The sequence below is a fragment of the Thiocapsa imhoffii genome (assembly GCF_016583985.1).
In the GTDB taxonomy this organism is placed as follows: Bacteria; Pseudomonadota; Gammaproteobacteria; order Chromatiales; family Chromatiaceae; genus Thiocapsa; species Thiocapsa imhoffii.
The window spans coordinates 1-18,750 of sequence record NZ_NRSD01000033.1 but is presented as its reverse complement, the minus strand read 5'-3'; the positions used below and the strand labels follow the sequence as shown (position 1 = coordinate 18,750).

General features: G+C 63.2%; 16 protein-coding genes. 8 read left to right on the top strand and 8 right to left on the bottom strand.

Going from position 1 to position 18,750, the window contains the following annotated elements; translation table 11 throughout:
• The first annotated feature begins 223 nt into the window (after positions 1-223).
• The 3 genes from CKO25_RS19160 to CKO25_RS19150 all read left to right on the top strand — a co-directional run bounded on the left by CKO25_RS19160 (position 224) and on the right by CKO25_RS19150 (position 5,135).
• Positions 224-1,675, top strand: a complete 1,452-nt coding sequence (locus CKO25_RS19160; protein WP_200389560.1) for a TrkH family potassium uptake protein — start codon at positions 224-226, stop codon at positions 1,673-1,675.
• Positions 1,676-1,888: 213 nt separating this feature from the next.
• On the top strand, positions 1,889-3,247 hold the full coding sequence (locus tag CKO25_RS19155; protein ID WP_200389559.1) for a YhjD/YihY/BrkB family envelope integrity protein: 1,359 nt from the start codon (positions 1,889-1,891) through the stop codon (positions 3,245-3,247).
• A complete protein-coding gene (locus CKO25_RS19150) occupies positions 3,237-5,135 on the top strand; it encodes an ATP-binding protein (protein WP_200389558.1) in 1,899 nt (632 codons plus the stop codon). The genes CKO25_RS19155 and CKO25_RS19150 overlap by 11 nt, the downstream gene beginning before the upstream one ends.
• A 54-nt stretch (positions 5,136-5,189) precedes the next feature.
• Here CKO25_RS19150 and CKO25_RS19145 read toward each other — a convergent pair whose 3' ends face one another.
• Both CKO25_RS19145 and CKO25_RS19140 read right to left on the bottom strand, forming a co-directional pair.
• Positions 5,190-6,152, bottom strand: coding sequence for an alpha-E domain-containing protein (locus tag CKO25_RS19145; RefSeq protein WP_200389557.1), 963 nt, complete (start codon positions 6,150-6,152; stop codon positions 5,190-5,192).
• A gap of 58 nt (positions 6,153-6,210) precedes the next feature.
• The gene (locus tag CKO25_RS19140; protein ID WP_200389556.1) at positions 6,211-7,674 is read right to left on the bottom strand and encodes a circularly permuted type 2 ATP-grasp protein; all 1,464 of its coding nucleotides are present in this window, start codon (positions 7,672-7,674) and stop codon (positions 6,211-6,213) included.
• 227 nt (positions 7,675-7,901) lie between these two features.
• On the opposite strand from CKO25_RS19140, the gene CKO25_RS19135 reads away from it, so the two are divergent.
• Complete coding sequence (locus tag CKO25_RS19135; protein ID WP_242467756.1) at positions 7,902-8,780, top strand: proteasome-type protease; 879 nt, start codon at positions 7,902-7,904, stop codon at positions 8,778-8,780.
• On the opposite strand, the gene CKO25_RS19130 is transcribed toward CKO25_RS19135, so the two are convergent.
• On the bottom strand, positions 8,781-9,293 hold the full coding sequence (locus CKO25_RS19130) for an ATP-dependent zinc protease family protein (protein ID WP_200389555.1): 513 nt from the start codon (positions 9,291-9,293) through the stop codon (positions 8,781-8,783).
• Positions 9,294-9,590: 297 nt separating this feature from the next.
• On the opposite strand from CKO25_RS19130, the gene CKO25_RS19125 reads away from it, so the two are divergent.
• Positions 9,591-10,280: a hypothetical protein gene (locus CKO25_RS19125; protein ID WP_200389554.1), complete on the top strand. Its 690-nt coding sequence runs from the start codon at positions 9,591-9,593 to the stop codon at positions 10,278-10,280.
• A 100-nt stretch (positions 10,281-10,380) separates the two neighbouring features.
• On the opposite strand, the gene msrB is transcribed toward CKO25_RS19125, so the two are convergent.
• Entirely contained in the window at positions 10,381-10,791 is a 411-nt protein-coding gene (gene msrB, locus CKO25_RS19120; RefSeq protein WP_200389553.1) for a peptide-methionine (R)-S-oxide reductase MsrB, read from the bottom strand.
• Positions 10,792-10,970: 179 nt separating this feature from the next.
• On the opposite strand from msrB, the gene CKO25_RS19115 reads away from it, so the two are divergent.
• Complete coding sequence (locus tag CKO25_RS19115) at positions 10,971-11,588, top strand: hypothetical protein (RefSeq protein ID WP_200389552.1); 618 nt, start codon at positions 10,971-10,973, stop codon at positions 11,586-11,588.
• Positions 11,585-12,457, top strand: a complete 873-nt coding sequence (asd, locus tag CKO25_RS19110) for an archaetidylserine decarboxylase (RefSeq protein WP_200389551.1) — start codon at positions 11,585-11,587, stop codon at positions 12,455-12,457. The genes CKO25_RS19115 and asd overlap by 4 nt, the downstream gene beginning before the upstream one ends.
• A gap of 85 nt (positions 12,458-12,542) precedes the next feature.
• On the opposite strand, the gene CKO25_RS19105 is transcribed toward asd, so the two are convergent.
• From CKO25_RS19105 to CKO25_RS19090, 4 genes are all read right to left on the bottom strand, one after another.
• Positions 12,543-13,895: a replication-associated recombination protein A gene (locus tag CKO25_RS19105; RefSeq protein WP_200389550.1), complete on the bottom strand. Its 1,353-nt coding sequence runs from the start codon at positions 13,893-13,895 to the stop codon at positions 12,543-12,545.
• Positions 13,873-14,553 (bottom strand): outer membrane lipoprotein periplasmic chaperone LolA, encoded by a 681-nt coding sequence (gene lolA, locus CKO25_RS19100; protein WP_242467755.1) that lies wholly within the window; start codon positions 14,551-14,553, stop codon positions 13,873-13,875. Before lolA ends, CKO25_RS19105 begins: the two co-directional genes overlap by 23 nt.
• Before the next feature lie 7 nt (positions 14,554-14,560).
• Positions 14,561-17,029, bottom strand: coding sequence for a DNA translocase FtsK (locus CKO25_RS19095; protein ID WP_200389549.1), 2,469 nt, complete (start codon positions 17,027-17,029; stop codon positions 14,561-14,563).
• A 205-nt stretch (positions 17,030-17,234) separates the two neighbouring features.
• Positions 17,235-17,993, bottom strand: coding sequence for a P-loop NTPase family protein (locus tag CKO25_RS19090; RefSeq protein WP_200389548.1), 759 nt, complete (start codon positions 17,991-17,993; stop codon positions 17,235-17,237).
• A gap of 205 nt (positions 17,994-18,198) precedes the next feature.
• Here CKO25_RS19090 and CKO25_RS19085 point away from each other — a divergent pair, with 205 nt between their 5' ends.
• The gene (locus tag CKO25_RS19085) at positions 18,199-18,585 is read left to right on the top strand and encodes a DUF6746 family protein (protein WP_242467754.1); all 387 of its coding nucleotides are present in this window, start codon (positions 18,199-18,201) and stop codon (positions 18,583-18,585) included.
• Positions 18,586-18,750: the final 165 nt, after the last annotated feature.

Below are 18,750 nucleotides of genomic sequence, written 5' to 3'. Positions count from 1 at the left end.
GACGAATCAGCGCGTGGGATTGGCCCGCCGGACGGCACGCACATCCGCTGGACAGGAGGTTGCTCGATGCGGGCGTCCACGCTTGCATGGCCGTGCGGCGCTCGCCACGACCACCGTCAGCCCATGCGCGCGCACCTCCCGCACCCGCGCGCGCGACCATGGCCCTTGCACTGGTTGCTGACGTCGCTTAGCCTGACTCCCCTTTGGTCGGGACCTTCTAGCGATGTATTGGTCTTCGGTTCTGCGGATCGTCGGACTACTCATCGTCCTGTTCAGCGTCACCATGCTCCCGCCGGCGTTGATTGCATGGCTGTTTAACGACGCAGGGCTGGTCCCTTTTCTGATTTCGTTCGGCCTCCTGCTCGGCCTGGGGATCACCATCTGGCTGCCCGTGAAGCACTGCCGGCGCGAATTGCGCACGCGCGAGGGCTTTCTGGTCGTCGTCTTCTTCTGGCTCGTGCTTGGGCTCTCGGGCGCGGTGCCGCTCACCCTCTCGGAGTCACCCAACATCTCGATCACGGATGCCGCCTTCGAGAGCATGTCCGGGCTCACCACGACTGGCGCGACGGTGCTCGTGGGGATCGAACAGCTTCCGGAATCCATTCGCTTCTATCGCCAGCAGTTGCAATGGCTCGGCGGCATGGGCATCGTCGTGCTCGCGGTCGCCATCCTGCCGATGCTCGGAATCGGTGGCATGCAGCTCTACCGCGCGGAGACACCGGGGCCGGTCAAGGACTCGAAGCTCACCCCCCGCATCGCCGAGACGGCGAAGGCGCTCTGGTACATCTATGCCACCCTGACGATCGTCTGTGCCCTGGCCTATTTTTTGGCCGGGATGAACTGGTTCGATGCCATCGGACACAGTTTCTCCACCGTCTCCATCGGCGGCTTCTCCACTTACGACGACAGCATCGGACATTTCGATAGTCCGCTGATCGCCATGATCTGCGTTGTCTTTCTGCTCGTTTCCGGGATCAACTTCGCGATGCATTTCATCGCCTGGCGGACCCGTTCGCTGAAACACTATCTGCGCGAGTCCGAGGTGCGTTGGTTCCTGGCGATCATGCTGACCCTAACCCTGGTGGTGATCACCACCCTACTGCTCACGCAGGTCTACGCGCACTGGAGCGACACCCTGTATCAGGGCATCTTCCAAGCGGTATCGATCGGCACCACCGCGGGTTTTACGACCGATCCGTTCGCGCAGTGGCCATTGTTCGTCCCCACGCTGCTGATCATGGCCGCCTTCATTGGCGGTTGCGCCATGTCGACTGCCGGTGGGATCAAGGTCATTCGCTTCATGCTGCTGATCAAACAAGGACAGCGCGAGGTGATCCGCTTGGTCCATGTGCAGGCGCAAGTCCCGATCAAGGTCGGCAATCGACCCGTTCCCGAGCGGGTCGTGGATGCCGTCTGGGGATTTTTCTCGATCTATGTGGCGCTCTTCGCCCTCATGATGCTGGTCCTGATGGCCACCGGCCTGGACCAGACCACGGCCTTCTCGGCGGTCGCCGCCAACATCACCAATCTGGGGCCAGGGTTGGGCGCGGTTGCCGAGAACTACAGCGGTATCGGTGATCTCGCCAAATGGATCCTGATGTTCGCCATGTTGGTGGGGCGCTTGGAGGTCTTTACGCTGCTGGTGCTCTTCAGTCCGGCGTTCTGGCGCGAATAGCCTGACCTGGTGAGTTGAGAGGGTCATGGCGCCCCCGTGACCAAGCCTTCCGCCGTCATCTTGACGCGAGCTGGATCCGGGTCCCGATTGCGGTACTCTAGCGCGACCATGACCGGTTGATCCTGTCGCACCCTAGGCGAGAGTGGCGCACCGGCGTCCGCGGTGCAGCAACCGGTCGCTGTCGAGATCGCCCTCGCGCGCCAGAGGCCTCAGATGAACCGATCCTTGCCCGTGTCCGAACGCATCGACACCCTCCTCTGGGGTCGGCGCCTCGATCAGCTGCCCTGGTGGCATGCCTTTCCGATCTGGCTCGGCCGTCTCCTCTATGCGCTGACCCGCGACCTGACCCAGGGCTATCTGTCGTTGCAAGCCATGAGTCTGGTGTATACAACCATCTTATCCCTGGTACCCCTGCTGGCCGTGACCTTCTCCGCCTTGAAGGGATTCGGCGTCCACAATCAGCTCGAACCCCTCTTGCTGCGCGCGCTCGAACCACTGGGTGAAGGTGGCTTCGAGATCACCGCCCAAATCATCAACTTCGTCGACAATATGCGGGTTGCAGTCCTGGGTTCGGTCGGGCTGGCGATGCTCCTCTATACGGTGATCTCGCTGATCCAGAAGATCGAGCAGGTCTTCAACTTCACCTGGCGGGTTTCGAAACAGCGCTCCTTCGCCCATCGGTTCAGCAAATATCTCAGCGTGCTGCTGGTCGGCCCGCTGCTCTTTTTTTCAGCGGTCGGGCTCTCCGCTTCGCTCGGCGGTAATCCCGTGATCCAAGCCTTGATCGCGAAAAAACCGTTCGGTGAATTGTGGGCGATGATGGGGCAATTCGGTCCTTATCTCATGATCTCACTCACCTTCGCCTTCTTCTACGTCTTCGTTCCCAATACGCGCGTCCGGCTGAGCTCGGCCCTGGTCGGCGCCTTGATCGCCGGGCTGTTGTGGGAGGGCATCGGCGGTGTCTTCTCCTTTGTGATTGCCAGCTCGGCTCGCCTCATGGCCATCTACTCGAGTCTGGCGATCCTGATCATCTTCATGATCTGGATCTACATCGCCTGGCTCATCCTGCTCATCGGCGCCAGCATTGCCTTTTATCATCAGCACCCGGAATATCTGCGCGTGCGCTCACACGACCTCAAGCTCAGTAATCGACAGCGGGAGCGCTTGGCCCTGACCCTGGCCGGACAGATCGCCTGCCGCTATGAAAACGGTCAAACTCCCTGGACCTGTGAGGAACTGGCGCGCAACCTGGGCGTCCCCCAAACCAATACGGAGAGAATGTTGGGCGTACTTGAACAGGGAGGGTTCGTGATCCGAACCCAGGGTGACCCACCCGCCTTCGTCCCGGCTCGCGCACCCGACGCCATCTCGGTCAGCACGATGCTGGATGCCGTGCGCTGCTTCGAGGAGCGCGAGAGCGGGTGCCGTGCCACGCACCCGACGGGCGAGATCGGGCGCATCGAAGACGCAATTGACGAGGCCATCAAACAGGCGCTCGGAACCATGAGCTTACGCGATCTCGCCTGTGCCTTGGAGGACCCCATGCTCGAGTCATCACCCGATGTCTCCTGACGCGGCTCGACACGAACGCCTGATCGAGGCGGATCTGACGCGGCTCTTGTTCGAGCAACTTCCCGCCAGCCTGATCATCACTGCCTTGAATGCCTTGATGGTTGCGGCGGCCATGAGTCTGGTCTCGCCGCTGCTCGGGGTCTGGATCTGGTTCGCCGCGATGGTCTTGATCCTGCTTGCGCGGATGCGCCTGATGCTGCATTACCGGGCCAACCAGACAACGCGCTCGGATCGGACCTGGGCCCATCGGTTTGCCATCGGCGCCGCCGCGACCGGCCTGGCGTGGGGGCTCTCGGTCTTCCTCTTGCCGGGCCATGTGCTGACCTACCAGGTCTTTCTAGGTTTCGTCATCTCCGGCATGGTCGCCGGCGCGATCCCGAGTCTGAGCGCCTACCCGCCCGCTTACCTCCTCTATCTACTCGGCGCCCTCGTCCCCTTCGCCCTGCGCATGTTCGTGATCGGTGACGAACTCGCCTATACCTTCAACGGCCTGATCCTTTTGTTCGCCGTCTTCATGTTGCTCAATGCGCGGCGCTACCATCACACCCTGCGCCATTCTCTCGAACTCGGTCACGCCAATCTCGATCTCGTTGCCAGTTTAACGCAGGAGAAGGAGCGGATTGCTGGCCTCAACCAAGAACTCGAGCGCGAAGTCGCGGAGCGTCGCGCCACCCAAGAGGCGCTTGTCATCGCCAAGGAGCAGGCCGAATCGGCCAGCATCGCGAAAAGTCAGTTCGTTGCCAACATGAGCCATGAGATCCGCACCCCGATGAACGGTGTCATCGGGATGTTGGAATTGCTTTCACACCGTCCGCTGAACCCCGATGACCGGGCCCTGCTCGCGGTCGCGCGGACCTCGGGGGACAGCCTGCTGCGGGTGATCAACGACATCCTGGATTATTCCAAGATCGAATCCGGTCGGATCGAACTCGAGCAGATCGCCTTCGACCTGAACCAGGTCGCGCGGGAGGTCACGGCCATCTTCACCGCCAGCGCTCAGAGCAAGGGACTCAAACTGACCTGGGCCATAGCGCCGGGGTTGCCGCATCGGCTCGTCGGCGATCCCTATCGCCTGCGTCAAATCCTCACGAACATCTTGGGCAATGCCGTCAAGTTCTCGGATCAGGGCACGGTCACGCTCGCACTCTCGGCCGCGTCACCGCCCGACCAGGCCGTGGGGCATGTGGTCTGGATCTGCCTCGAGGTGTCCGACACCGGGATCGGGATCAAACCCGATGAATTGGACCGGCTGTTCCAGCCCTTCGTGCAGGCCGATGGCTCGACCTCGCGCCGTTTCGGCGGGTCCGGGCTCGGACTGGCGATCAGCAAGAACCTGATCGAACACATGGGTGGCGACATCGCGGTCGAGAGCCGTTTCGGGGCGGGGACACGCTTCCGCATCCGTCTCCCTTTCGCGCTGGATCGGTCCGTGGTGCCGACCGAGCCCGCCGCGCGGGAGACACCCGCGGCGCGCCACGACGCGGATGCCCCACCACCTCCGCCATTACGGGCACGGGTGCTGCTCGCCGAGGATAATCTGGTGAATCAGAAGGTCGCGAGCCAGATGCTCAACCGTCTCGGGATCGAGCCGGACATCGCACAGAATGGCGCGGAAGCCATCAGTCGTCTCGCCCGCGAACCCTACGACCTGGTGCTGATGGACATGCAGATGCCGGTCCTCGACGGCGTCCGTGCCACCCGCGAGTGGCGTGAACAAGAACGCCGTGAGGGACGTGGGCACATCCCCATCATTGCGATGACAGCGAACGCCATGGCCGGCGATCGCGAGATCTGTCTCGCGGCCGGCATGGACGATTATCTGTCCAAGCCCGTGACCCTCGCGGATCTTCGCGACACCATCTCGCGACATCTCACGCCCGCATCCTAAACCCCCTCACGACGAGGGGAACCGCGGCAGCACGGCGCCGCCCGTGCCATCGGCTCAATCGGAGGTTTGTGATTGCGTCTGCGACTCCAGCGGCGGCGGGAACCAGGTCCGTGCGATCTCCACGTGCAGTTCACCGATTCCAACCTGCAGATCGTCGATGAAGGCATGGAGTTGTTGCTGATTGAGCCGACGCGGCTCGGTCCCCTCGAGATTGCGCTTCAAGCGGCCCGCAACCCGCAGGGCGGACTCGTTGCGCGGGAGCTTCGACAGACTCGTGCGCAGGGATTCGAAACAATGATGCACCGAACGCGGAAAGGCGTCGTTCTGGAACAGAAAGCGCAAGACCGGGCCACGCAACACCCGCACCTGTTCGCTGCGTCGATAGGCTTGATAGGCCGTCATCGACTTGAGCACGCTCACCCACTGAATGGTCTCGAACGGACGCAGATCCGGGGTGTCCTCCGGCAAGAGGTTGGCGGAGCGCACGTCGATGATGCGGGTGGTCATGTCCGCGCGCTCAAGGAATCGCCCGAGGTGGACAAAATCATAACCCTGATCATGCAGCATGGTCCCCGAGAGCATGCCCGTCAGGTTCTGCGCCCCTTGGATCACCCGCTTCAGATAGGCGTGACGTCCGCCCTTGGTCACCCCCTTGGCAAGATCCTCCCGCGCGAACAGGTAGATCTCATTGAGCAGTTCCCAGGCCTCCCGCGGCACGAAGTCACGAATCGTTCGGCAGTTCTCCCGGGCCGCCACCAAGGCGGAGAGGATCGAGCCATGATTGCGCTCGTCACCGATCAAAAACCGCACCACTTGGCGCTCGCCATAGTCCTTGTAGTGCTCCTCGAACAGCGTATTCGCCCCCGTGATGTCGACCAGGGGGCGCCAACCCGGCGCAATCCCCTTCGGGAGGTCCAGCAGTAGGTTGGCATTAACCGTCACGATCCGCGCGGTGTTCTCCGCACGTTCGATATAGCGTGCCATCCAATAGATGTTTTCAGCCACTCGCGAGAGCATGTGATCCGACCTCGATGCTCGATGGATTTCGCTTTTTGGACCTGCCGCAAGCCTGGGTTCAATCGTCCGCTGACACCGGATCGGGAACGATCCAGGTATCCTTACTCCCGCCGCCTTGGGATGAATTCACCACTAAGGACCCTTTGCGCATCGCCACCCGCGTCAAGCCCCCCATGGTAACCTGCTGCCGATCCGAGGACAGGATAAAGGGACGCAGATCAACATGCCTGGGTTCGAGCCGCGAGCCGATGATGGTGGGCACGGTCGACAACCGCAGGGCGGGTTGTGCGATGTAGTTACGCGGATCCTTCTTGATCAGCAGGGCAAAGGCGTCACGCTCGGCCTTCGTCGAAGCCGGCCCGACCAACATGCCGTAACCCCCTGACTCATTCGCCGGCTTGACCACCATCTCCTCCATGTTGGCGAGGGTATAGGCCAAGGCCTCCGGGTCCATACAGCGATAGGTGGGAACATTCGGGATGATAGGGTCGGCGTCTAGATAATACCGGATAATGTCCGGGACGAAGGCATAGACCACCTTATCGTCGGCCACACCCGCGCCGGGGGCGTTCGCCAAGGCCACATTTCCGGCCTTCCAGGCCCGCATGATTCCGGGCACGCCGAGCGCGGAATCCGGCAGAAAGGCTTCGGGATCGAGGAAGAGGTCGTCGATCCGGCGATAGATGACATCCACGCGGGCCAGGCCATCGACGGTGCGCATGTAGACACAATCGTCGGTATCGACGAAGAGATCGCGCCCTTCGACGAGTTCGCAACCCATCTGTTGGGCAAGATAGGAGTGTTCGAAATAGGCCGAATTGTAGATCCCGGGCGTGAGCACCGCGACGGCGGGATAATCGGCGGGACGCGGTGAGAGCGCCGCCAGGGTGTCGAACAACTGCGAGGGATAATCATCGACCGGCAGCGGGGCATAATGCTCGAAGAGTTCTGGCAGCACCCGCTTGGTGACTAAGCGGTTCTCGAGCATGTAGGACACGCCCGAGGGGACGCGCAGATTATCCTCGAGGACATAGATGGTTCCATCACTGTCGCGCACGAGATCCGAACCACAGATGTGTGCCCAGATGCCGAGCGGTGGGTCGACCCCAACACACTGAGGACGAAAATTCACCGACTTCTCAAGCACCTCCGCAGGAAACACCCCATCCTTGATGATCCGTTGCTCATGATAGAGGTCATCGATGAAGAGATTCAGGGCCGCAACACGCTGCCGCAGACCGGCGTCGACCCGCTCCCACTCGGCCTGGGGAATCATGCGCGGAATGATGTCGAAGGGCCAGGTCCGGTCGATGGTGCCACCCTCTTCGGAGTAGACGGTGAAGGTGATCCCCATCTCCTTGATCGACACATCGGCGGCCGCTTGGCGCGCAACGAGTTCATCCGGTCCGAGCGCTTCGAGGTCTGCCATCAATCCGGCAAGCGCCGCATGACCCCGCTCGGGCGCGGCAACCAATTCATCGTAGAAACCGTCGGAGGAATAGGCGTTCCAGTCGATACTCATGGCACTCACTCACTCACTCACCAGATGTCAGAGGGCGCCCACGCACGGAGAGGGCCACCGAGCGTACGCGAATCGTCATAATGGGGAGTATGCTGGACGCATGGCCACGACGTCCATCGGCCCTGAACCAGCGGACACCGCCAGCGCGGGTGTTCCATGTCAACCGACCCGGGGGGATCGCGTGCGCCGCGACCCGTCCCCGCCGATCCAGCGAACCCCATTCGATCATGACCTATTGCCTTGGACTCGCCCTTGATGAGGGCCTCGTGATGGCCGCGGACTCGCGCACCAACGCGGGGGTCGACTATGTCACGACCTTCAGCAAACTCCATGTCTTCCAACCCGCGCCAGACCGGATCTTCGTCCTGATGTCGGCTGGCAACCTCGCGACCACGCAGGAGGTTTTGAACCGCATCCGGCGCGATCTCGACGAATCAAGCCACGAGCGGATCGCCCCCTCGGTGGACTGGGATCGGACACGGATCGACTTCCTAAACGCCCGCTATCTGTTCGAAGCAGCCGATTATGTCGGGCGCGTTAGCCTGGGAGTGCAACGCGATCACGGCCCGGCGCTGCATTTCAGCGGCGTCAGCGCCGAGACCACCCTCATTCTCGGCGGACAGATCGCAGGCGCACCGCACGGTCTCTATCTCATCTACCCACAAGGAAACTATTTCGCCGCGTCGCCACAGACGCCCTACCTGCAGATCGGCGAGACCAAATACGGAAAACCGGCGCTCGATCGAATCGCCGAACCCAAGCTCTCGCTTGAGGACGCCGCCCGACTTTGCGTGGTCTCACTCGACGCGACCTCGCGCTCCAATGTGACCGTGGGCCCGCCATACGAGGTTGCGATCTACGCCAAAGACAGCCTCGCCATTTCTCACCGGCTGAAATTGACCGCGGACTCCCCGGCCTTGCGCGCGCTCTCGCGCAGTTGGAACGACGGCATCCGTGGGGTCTTCGAGCACTTGCCCCGTTTCGACTGGGAGGCGATGGGCGAGGCCGCGGCGGATCCGCCACCCCGGCCGCCGGACGAGGCTCTGGATCCGACACCCGCGGGCGACGGCGAGCCCAGCGGGCGGCTCCCGTCGCCCGCGCCCTGATCATCGCTCCGGCGGACCGATCCGTGCCGAGCGCGGATACTGCGATGCCGGTTGTTCGACACGGCCGGTCAGAAAGGAGCGAGCCGGATCAACCCGTGCCCGCCCGGCCAGAGCGGTGCGCCCGATCAGCATGCGAAACAACATGGATTCGCGATTGGTGAGCGTCACTTCGATGGGCCAGGAGACGCCGCCCAGGACTAAGGGCGTTCGGATCACCAGGCGGTCTTCGCGGTGCCCGCCCGAGTCGGTGACGCTCCGCTCGTCGACAACCAGGGCCTGCGCATGCACAACGAGATCCGTGCGATTCTGGAGTGGGTGAATGCCGAAGCGCACATGGGTCGCGCCATCATGCTGAAAGCGATCGACATAGAAGGCATGAAGGGTTGAGGTGCGCGCGCCAGTGTCGATCTTTGCCTTCATCACGTTCAAACCGAGTTCCGGCAGCGCGATCCACTCGCGCCAGCCGAGCAGCATCGGGGGGTCACGTGACTCGGGCTGGGGGGATCGCGCCATCGCTCCACTCTCGCATTTCATGTGCAGGGTACCGCGCTGGGGTCAGCGTGCCGGGGCTGGGGTTGATTCAACTGGAATCGGAAGGGTCTGGACACATATGATACGGGATGTGACGCGGCGCAATGCGTGCGGGTATCCCGTGGCCGCGCCAGTCCCGGACTTCAGCCAGTGCTGGCCTCCGTGACCGGCCTGGTCCGGTCCGCGTGACCCTCATCCGCGGCGTGAGCGCGACCCAGGCGATGCGAACCACCCTGGCACCGACCCACGCGGATCCGCCCCCGACTCACGGAGAACCCGATGCTCAAACCGACTCAGACGATCGCCTTGGCCGTACTGACGCTCTGTATGGCGCCGGCCATCGCGGAGACCGGTACCGCCAAGATTCTGGCGCCCTGGGAGGCCAACGGCCAGCTCTACCAGATTGCCGTCGACAAACTCCACTTCATCGGAACCTTTGAGGGGATTATGTATATCGAGCATGGAGAGGGGCTCCTGGATACCGCGCTCTTCACCTGTCCCTCGACCCAGATCATCCATGTCCTGAGCAACCAACTCGACAGCCACGGCTATTGCACCATCGAAAGCCCGACCGGTGATTATGTCTATGCCGAGTTCACCTGCGATGGCGAACCCGGCTCCTGTACCGGAACCTTCACCTTGACCGGCGGGACGGGACGGCTCGCCGGGATCACCGGCGAGAGTGACATGATCGTGCGCACCGCCCTGAGCGGGACCGCGATCAACGAGGCGACGGGCGGGACCATCTCGGCCGCGAAGGGGCTGGCCATCTGGCCGGAGATGCGTTTCGAGTTTCCGGGGCGCAGCGCCAAGTCAGGGATGCTCGGGACCGGACCCACCCCACCCGAGTCCGAGTCCAACCAAGCGGTCACGGAGGATCGACAGACGGACGGGCCGGCTTCGAGCGAAGCCGCGAGCGAGTCGATGGACGCGCCGCTGCGCGCCGCAAACGGTCGGGTGCCGGAGTGAACCCATACATCCCGACCATCGCGGTGACCCACGAGCCAGATCCCCGAGGCGGGGATCGCAACCGCGACTGAAACGACCTCAATCCGTGGCGCGGCCCGGTTTATGGCATGGGTTCGGAGGTGGGGGCGAACTCCAGCGAAACGGAATTGATACAATAACGCAGTCCGGTCGGTCGTGGACCATCCGGGAAGACATGACCGAGGTGGGAACCACAGCGGCGACAATGGACCTCGACGCGACGCATGCCGTGCCGATGGTCCTCCTCGGTCGCGACGGCTTGCTCGGAGGCAGGCTGCCAGAAGCTGGGCCAGCCCGTTCCGGAATCGAATTTCTCGCTTGCCGTGAAGAGCGTTTCACCGCAGCAGACGCATCGATAGATCCCTGGCTCCTTGTGGGCATGGTAGCGGCCCGTAAAGGCCGGCTCCGTGCCTTGACGTCGACACACCTGATATTGCTCGGGCGTCAACAGCTCTTGCCATTCGCGATCCGTTTTCTCGATTTGGTCACTCATTGATCATGTCTCCCGTTCCACAGCATGGTCCGCGCCCGGCAACCCAGGTGCACATGGAGCCTATGGGGACGCACGATGTGAATGTCCATCCGTCAGCGGAATGGCTACCGCGCCCGTGCCGCAGGCCGTCGCCGGCCCCATCACCCGAGTTCGAATCTGACTTGAGAGGCGAAGCACGCATGTTCCTCGACAATCGACACCGACTCTGGTTTCGACTCCTGCTGATGCTGAGCGCAATCAGTTTGTTCATCCTCGCCTACCAATGGGGCAATAACTACCAGCGGCGCCACGCCACGCCTCCGGTGATCGGCGGCATTCTGCTCATGCCCCCCGCGACCCTGCCGACCTTCGCGCTTCAGGACGCACGCGGTCAAACAGTCGATCAAGACGTCCTCTCCAAGGGTTGGACCTTGATGGCCTTTGGCGATCTTGCACGTGCCTCTGGACAACTGGCGATCCATCGCCTGATCGACCTGCATGGCAAGGTCGCAGACCAACGCGCGCTGTTCAAACAGCTCCGCTTGGTCCTGGTCACGCCCAGCGTGGCGCCGAACCTCGCGCGCGACTTCGCCCGACTGTCACCGGCATTGCTGATCCTCGGCGACGGAGCTGAGCCGTCTGATCAGTTGCGCGAGCAGATGGGCCTCGGCGAAGAGGACACCTCGTCGGTCTTCGTGATCGGACCCGGCGGGTACATCCTCGCCTATCTGCCGGATACCCAGACCGGCACCGCGATGGCGGATGACGTCAAGGCGATTCACGCCAATGCCTTCCAACTCCTCCCGGAGCAACCATGACACAGCGCCCACGCGGCTGGAGGGCGCGTACGTTCGTCGCCCTCCAACACAGCCTTCCTCAGCACCGGCTCTCGCGACTCATGTACCGTTTGGCGCGCGTGCGCTGGCGCCCCCTCAAGGATCTCCTCATCCAGATCCTGCTGCGTCTCTATCCGATCAAGATGGACGAGGCGGCCGAGCCGAACCCACGCGCCTACCCCCACTTCAACGCCTTTTTCACCCGCGCCCTCGCCCCGGACGCGCGCCCCTTCGATCCCGCGGAGGATGCGATTCTCAGCCCAGTCGATGGGACCATCAGCCAGCTGGGGGTGATCGAGGACGGTTGCCTGATTCAGGCCAAGGGCCAGTCCTATAGCGTCGTCGAACTACTCGGCGGGGATCTGGAGCGGGCGCGCGCCTTCCACTCCGGCGCCTTTGCGACCATCTATTTGGCGCCGAGTGACTATCATCGGATTCATATGCCGCTCGCGGGCACGCTCGCCTGGATGACGCATGTCCCGGGACGCCTCTTCAGCGTCAACGCCACGACCGCCGCGCTGGTGCCAGGTCTGTTCGCTCGCAACGAACGGGTCGTCTGCGGCTTCGACAGCGGGGCGGGAACCCTGGTCATGGTTTTGGTCGGCGCCATCTTCGTCGGCGGCATCGAAACCGTCTGGGCGGGCGAGGTCACACCGGCAACGGCCCGCTCGCCTGACACCCACGCCAAGCCGGGCGACATCCGCCTGGAACGCGGCGAGGAAATGGGACGCTTCAACCTCGGCTCGACGGTCATTCTCCTGTTCGAACCGGGACGGATGAGCTGGACCCCAGGCTTGGCACCAGGTGACTCGGTGCGACTCGGCGAGCGACTGGGAGGGCTGCGCGAGTAGACGTGAGCAGTGGTTCGGACATCCTGATCGCGACCTACGCCCCCCCGCCTGGACGCCGGGAGCAGTGCTGAAGCCGAGCCACCACTCAGGGATCGCGATCCGCGGCCAGCTGGTCCAGGGCGGCGAGTCGCTCGAGTTTCTCGCGAATGCGGATCTCGAGTCCACGCTCGACGGGGCGATAATAGCGGCGCCCGCTCAGGGCTTCCGGCAGATAGGTCTCACCCGCGGCATAGCCCTCTGGTTCGTCATGCGCGTAACGATAGGCACGGCCATGACCAAGTTCCTTCAGCAGCTTGGTCGGGGCATTGCGCAGATGCAGCGGAACCTCCAATGAACCCGCCGCGCGAACATCCGCCAACGCCTCGTTCCAGGCGAGGTAAACCGCATTGCTCTTGGCCGCGCAGGCGAGGTAGAGGGTTGCCTGGGCGAGCGCCAGTTCGCCTTCGGGCGACCCCAGCCGGAGCTGCGCCTCCCAGGCGTTGAGCGCCAACTCCAGGGCGCGCGGGTCGGCATTGCCGATATCCTCGCTGGCCATGCGCACCAGACGCCGCGCCAGATAGGCTGGGTCACAGCCGCCGTCGATCATGCGAGCCAACCAATAGAGCGCGGCATGGGGATCCGATCCACGCACGGATTTGTGCAGCGCCGAGATCTGATCATGGAAGACATCGCCCCCCTGGTCGAAGCGTCGCACACTGCCCGCGACGACCTCGGCGACGATCGCGACGGTGATCTCTCCCGCACCCGCCACATGGGCCGCTAGGTCGAGCAGGTTCAGGGCGCGACGCGCATCACCGTCCGCGCTCTGTGCCAGCAGGTGCAGCGCGGGCTCGGGGAGGCGACAGCCCAGGCGACCGAGCCCGGCGGTGTCATCCTCTAGCGCCCGCGTCAACACCGCGGCAATGTCGTCGGGCGTCAAGGCCTGGAGCAGATAGGTCCGCGCGCGGGAGAGGAGCGCATTGTTTAGGGCAAAGGACGGATTCTCGGTGGTCGCGCCGATAAAGGTCAGGGTGCCGTCCTCGACATGGGGTAGGAAGGCATCCTGCTGCGCCTTGTTGAAGCGATGCACCTCATCGATGAACAATAGGGTTGGGCGCTGCTCCCGCGTGCGGATGTCACGCGCCACGACGACCGCGTCCCGGATGTCCTTCACACCCGCGAGCACCGCGGACAGGCTGATGAAGTGAGCCTGGGAAACCTGGGCGATGAGCCGCGCCAGGGTGGTCTTCCCCGTGCCGGGCGGCCCCCAGAACAGCATGGAGTGTAAGGCCCCGGATTCGATCGCTTCACGCAGGGGCTTGCCGGGGGCCAACAGATGCCGCTGCCCGACGAATGTCGCGAGCCGCGTCGGGCGCATCCGCTCGGCGAGCGGCACCGCCACGCTCGCCGAGCGTGGCGGTGCCGTCGTCTTCTCCTCAGTCGATGGCGAGGAAGTCATCCATCGCCCGCTGATCGATCTTGAACAGCTCCGGGCTCAGTGGGGTATTGCGCTCGGCCTCCGAGAAGTTCAGTCGCGTGGTCTGCCCAAAGGTATCCTCCATGATCAAACTCTCGAGATGTTCGGACCCGAATCCGAGTTCGATGCGCACCACATCGGTATCCGTCTCCTTCGGGATGAGTTCAACCCACTCCCGACCATCCGTACTGGCGATCGGAGAGGCCGTGAAGTGCTCCTCGATCGGTCCACTGCCGGCAAGCAACAGGGCCGGTGTTCCGCTCAGCGCACGACGTTGGCTCTGATGGGAGACCTGCTGCAACTCCAGGTCGTGAAGATAGACGCGGTTGCCATCGGCCACGATCACCTGGCGGTTCGGCGCGTCATATTCCCAGCGAAAGCGACCCGGCCGTTGCAGATATAGGGTACCCCTCGATTCCATCATCTGCGTCCGTTCGGCATTGAAGGTGAATTGCTCAAACTGAGCACGCAAGCTGGTGAGACCATCGAGATAGTCATTCACCCGCTGCTCGGACTGCGCGAACGCCAGTGTGACCGTCCCGCAGAGGACATTGAACAGCAGGATCGCGACGAGCACGCGCAGCGGGGACGAGCGTCGTGCCACGAGGGCATGGGTCGCGGTGGACATCGTAACAGCCATGGTGAATTCAATCCTCGGGTGGTGGGGGCGCGAGGACCTCGCGGTTCCCGTTACTCTCGGCGGGTCCCACGATACCGATCCGTTCCATCTCCTCGATCATGCGCGCCGCTCGGTTGTAACCAATCTTCAAACGTCGTTGAACCCCCGAGATCGAAGCTCGGCGGCTCTCCACAACGATTTGGACCGCATCGTCGAATAGCGGGTCCAGATCCTCGGTGTCGCCGCGCGGCTCGGGGTCGATCCCGGGGAGCATCTCGGTCGGCTCGCGCAGCACATCCTCGAGATACTCGGGGGAGCCGAACTGTTTGAGATGCTCAACAATTCGATGCACCTCATGATCATCGACAAAGGCACCATGCACGCGCTGCGGGATGCTGCCACCAGGCGGCAGGTAGAGCATGTCGCCATTGCCGAGCAACTGTTCGGCGCCCATCTGGTCGAGGACGGTTCTCGAATCAATCCGCGAGGACACCTGGAAGGCCATCCGCGTCGGGATATTGGCCTTGATCAGTCCTGTGAGCACGTCGACCGATGGCCGCTGGGTGGCCAGCAAAAGATGGATCCCGGAGGCCCGCGCCTTTTGCGCCAAGCGCGCGATGAGTTCCTCGACCTTCTTTCCAACGACCATCATCATGTCCGCGAGTTCATCGATGATGACGACGATGTAGGGCAGATGTCCCAGGGCGGGCACCTCGACGCCTTGTTCAGCGGCAAAGTCGGCACTGATGGTCGGATCGGGGATGGTCTGACCCAATGCCGCGGCATCCGCGATCTGACGGTTGTAACCGCCGATGTTGCGCACCCCGAGCTTGGCCATCAGGCGATAGCGCCGTTCCATCTCACCCACACACCAGCGCAGGGCGTTCGCCGCCTCCTTCATATCGGTCACGACCGGCGTGAGCAGATGCGGAATCCCCTCATACACGGAGAGCTCCAACATCTTCGGATCGACCATGATCAGCCGCACGTCCTCGGGACCGGCCTTGTAGAGCAGGCTCAGGATCATGGCATTGATCGCGACCGATTTTCCCGACCCGGTGGTGCCGGCGATCAGGGCATGCGGCATGCGCGCGAGGTCAACCACCACGGGCTGACCCGAGATGTTGGTCCCGAGCCCGAGGGTCAGCGGCGATTTGGCATCCTGATAGGCACTCGAACCAAAGATCTGGCGCAGGAAGACCGTCTCACGCTGCTGATTTGGGATCTCGATGCCGATCACCGATTTACCTGGGATGACCTCGACGACACGCACACTGATGGTCGAGAGCGCGCGCGCCAGATCCTTCGCCAACCCTGAAATCTTGCTGACCTTGATCCCGGGCGCGAGTTCCAGTTCGAACAGGGTTACGACCGGACCGGGATACACGGCCACGACCTCAACCTCGACCCCAAAATCGGCCAGCTTGATCTCGACCTGACGTGATAGATCCGCGATCTGCAACTCGGTGTAGGCCCGACCACTCGGGCGTGGCGCATCCAGGAGTTCGAGCGGGGGCAAGGAGGCGGAAGTGGCCGGCGTCACCCGCGCCACTTTCCGCGCTGGGGCTTTGAGGCGCGCGGCCTCTGGCACCGGTTTGTGGCCACGTCTGAGATCCTCCAGCGACAGGATCTGCGGCTCGGTCATCGCCTCGCGCACCCGCGCGGGCAGGGTGTCATGGCGTGACACTGCCGGCGGCGCCGTGGCGGCCTCGGGCTCGACCAGCGGGGCGCGCTCATCCCACGACACGGGAGCCACGCCGCCGGGGGCCGCCAGGAGACCATTCGGGTCATCGATCAACCTCAGCGCATCGGGCAAGCCCTCCGGCGCGCCCGTCGTCCGCAACGGCCATCGTGGCGCCCAGTGCCGTGAGAGCCGTTGCGCGAAGGCCAGGACCCAACCCGCGCCCTGCAACACAGCGGCGCCCACGGCATCAATCATCTTCAGCCAGGAGATCCCGGAGAACAGGGTGAAGCCGACCGCCAGCACGCCGGCCAGCAACAGATTGGTGCCCGCCAGATTGAAGGCAGCGCGCATCTGCTCGCTGATGAAGAGCCCCAAGCCACCACCCGCGCCATTCGGTAGATGCGCCCCCAGCTCAGCCAGATGGATCGAGGCCCAGGCGCAGCCGGCCGCGATTGTGATCACAAAGCCGATCCAGCGCAGCGACAGGATCCAGGTCACCGGGGCGGGCTCGTCGGCGCGGCCGCGAAAGACCAACCAAGCGCTCCAGCCGACCATGACCGGTAACAAGTAGGCAAAGAAGCCGAAGAGAAATTGCGACACGTCAGCAAACCAGGCGCCCGCGCGCCCCGCCGCGTTACTGACCTGAACGGCCTCGCCGACATAGGACCAACCCGGATCATCCGGCGAATAGCTGACCAGCGCGAGCACCAGATACAGCGAGACGACCATCAGCGTCCACATCGCCCCTTCGCGCAGCGCGCGCTCGACATAGTCACTGAATGTTAATTGCCCGTGTCGTGTCGCCTGTGTCATGACTCTCTCCAAAATTCTTCACTCCATGATAACGTTATTCACGATTCTTCGGGTTCCTTCGATCCTCTGAACAGCGGCCTGGGAACCGGCGCGGGGGTGGCCGCGCCGCGCCGCGTCCACCCGACTGACCCAGGGGCGCGGCGTGATCCGGTGGTGAGTGCCGGGCACCGGCCGCACCTAGCGCCCTGGCGCTGCGCCTAGGGGTTCAACCCGGTGAGCTCTCGTCCTGGGATCCGGTCAGCCACTCCCGCACATCCTCGTTCGGCGCCGGCACCTCGAGCAGCGCTCCCAGTCCGGCGAACTGCTCGTACCCCTTGCGCATCCACACCTTGATCCGCTGCCGCTCCATCAGCCCCAAGCCACCTGGCTGTTGTTGGCTCGCCGCCCAAAAGCTCGCGCCCAGATGGTCGACCTTGCGCATGGTGGGCTGATGCAATTCCGGAAATAGGATGACGCGCGCCCCCGCCGCCGCCGCGGCCTCGCGCGCGGTGGAATCCTGAAAAAACGAAAAATCCTTGCCTCGACCCTGGTTGAGCACCACGACATAACTCGCCGCGCCACCCGAGCGCTCGATCAGACGCTCCAGCAAGGCGATGCCGTCGGCCCCGTCGTCCATCACATGCCAGAACACGACCCCGATGCCCTCCTCCTCCGCGAGGGCGAGACAATCATTCTGCTCGATCCAGCGGAACAGTGGCCCCGAGGTCTGCGCAGCCAGGTCCACCAGGACATTGCGCGGCTCGGCGAGCGCGGCCTCCATCAAGCGATCGACGTCATCGAAGGCGTCCAGCGCGATGGATTGCGTGTAATCGCCGTAGAAGCGCGCCATGGCGCCGTGGGACAGATCGGTGTCGAACACGGTGAAGGGGCGCTGCGAATCGATGTGATACTGGGCCAATAAGCGCGCCAGCACGGACTTGCCGACGCCCCCCTTTTCCCCGCCGATGAAATGAATCTTGCTCATGCCTGGTCGCTCCAATTCGATTGAGGATGTTCGGTCGGGCGTGGAGCATGCACGGGGATCGGCGACCCTGCAAGGGCCGGGGTTCGCCATCGGTCTCAGCTCGCAGATCAGCCTGGATTCTTCGCAACAGCGGTTGAATCAGCGGCCTTATGACAATACCCTAGAGATGATATCGATTCTCAACAAGCATGGAGTGTCTGTCACGATGATGATCCGAACTTCTCTTTCGATGGTTCCGGTGGCGTTGGTGTTCTTCGGCAGTGTCGCGCTCGCCACCGGGGAAGCCGATCGCGTTCAGCATTTCGAGGGCCTACCGTCCGAAACCCTCGCCGAAGCGGTAACCAATTTCTCGACTTACAACACCAAACTCCAGGCCGTGCTCGATCAAGACACACTGGATGGGCAGGCGGTTTCGACGGTCCATGAGCTGACTTACACGCTTGAGATCGCACTTGCGAAGATCAACGCTGAGCTCGCGGAGCTGGCCGAGACCCTCGAGGCGCTGCACGTCGCCTCGGAAACGGCTGATCTCGAGGCCATCAGTCGCACGGGTCGCGCATATCTGTCGGTCGCGCGGGAAGTCATCCCATAACAACAGCCGCCCGACACCCGACGATCAGGAGGCTGCACGGATGCTAGCGTGTCAAGGGGCGGCCTCGACATGGCAATGATTCACACGCAAGGCAAAAGACCCGCGACCTTCTTGGAGGGCTCGGTTTACCCACCCACGGGCGAGCGCGGTGATCCCATCCCTCCC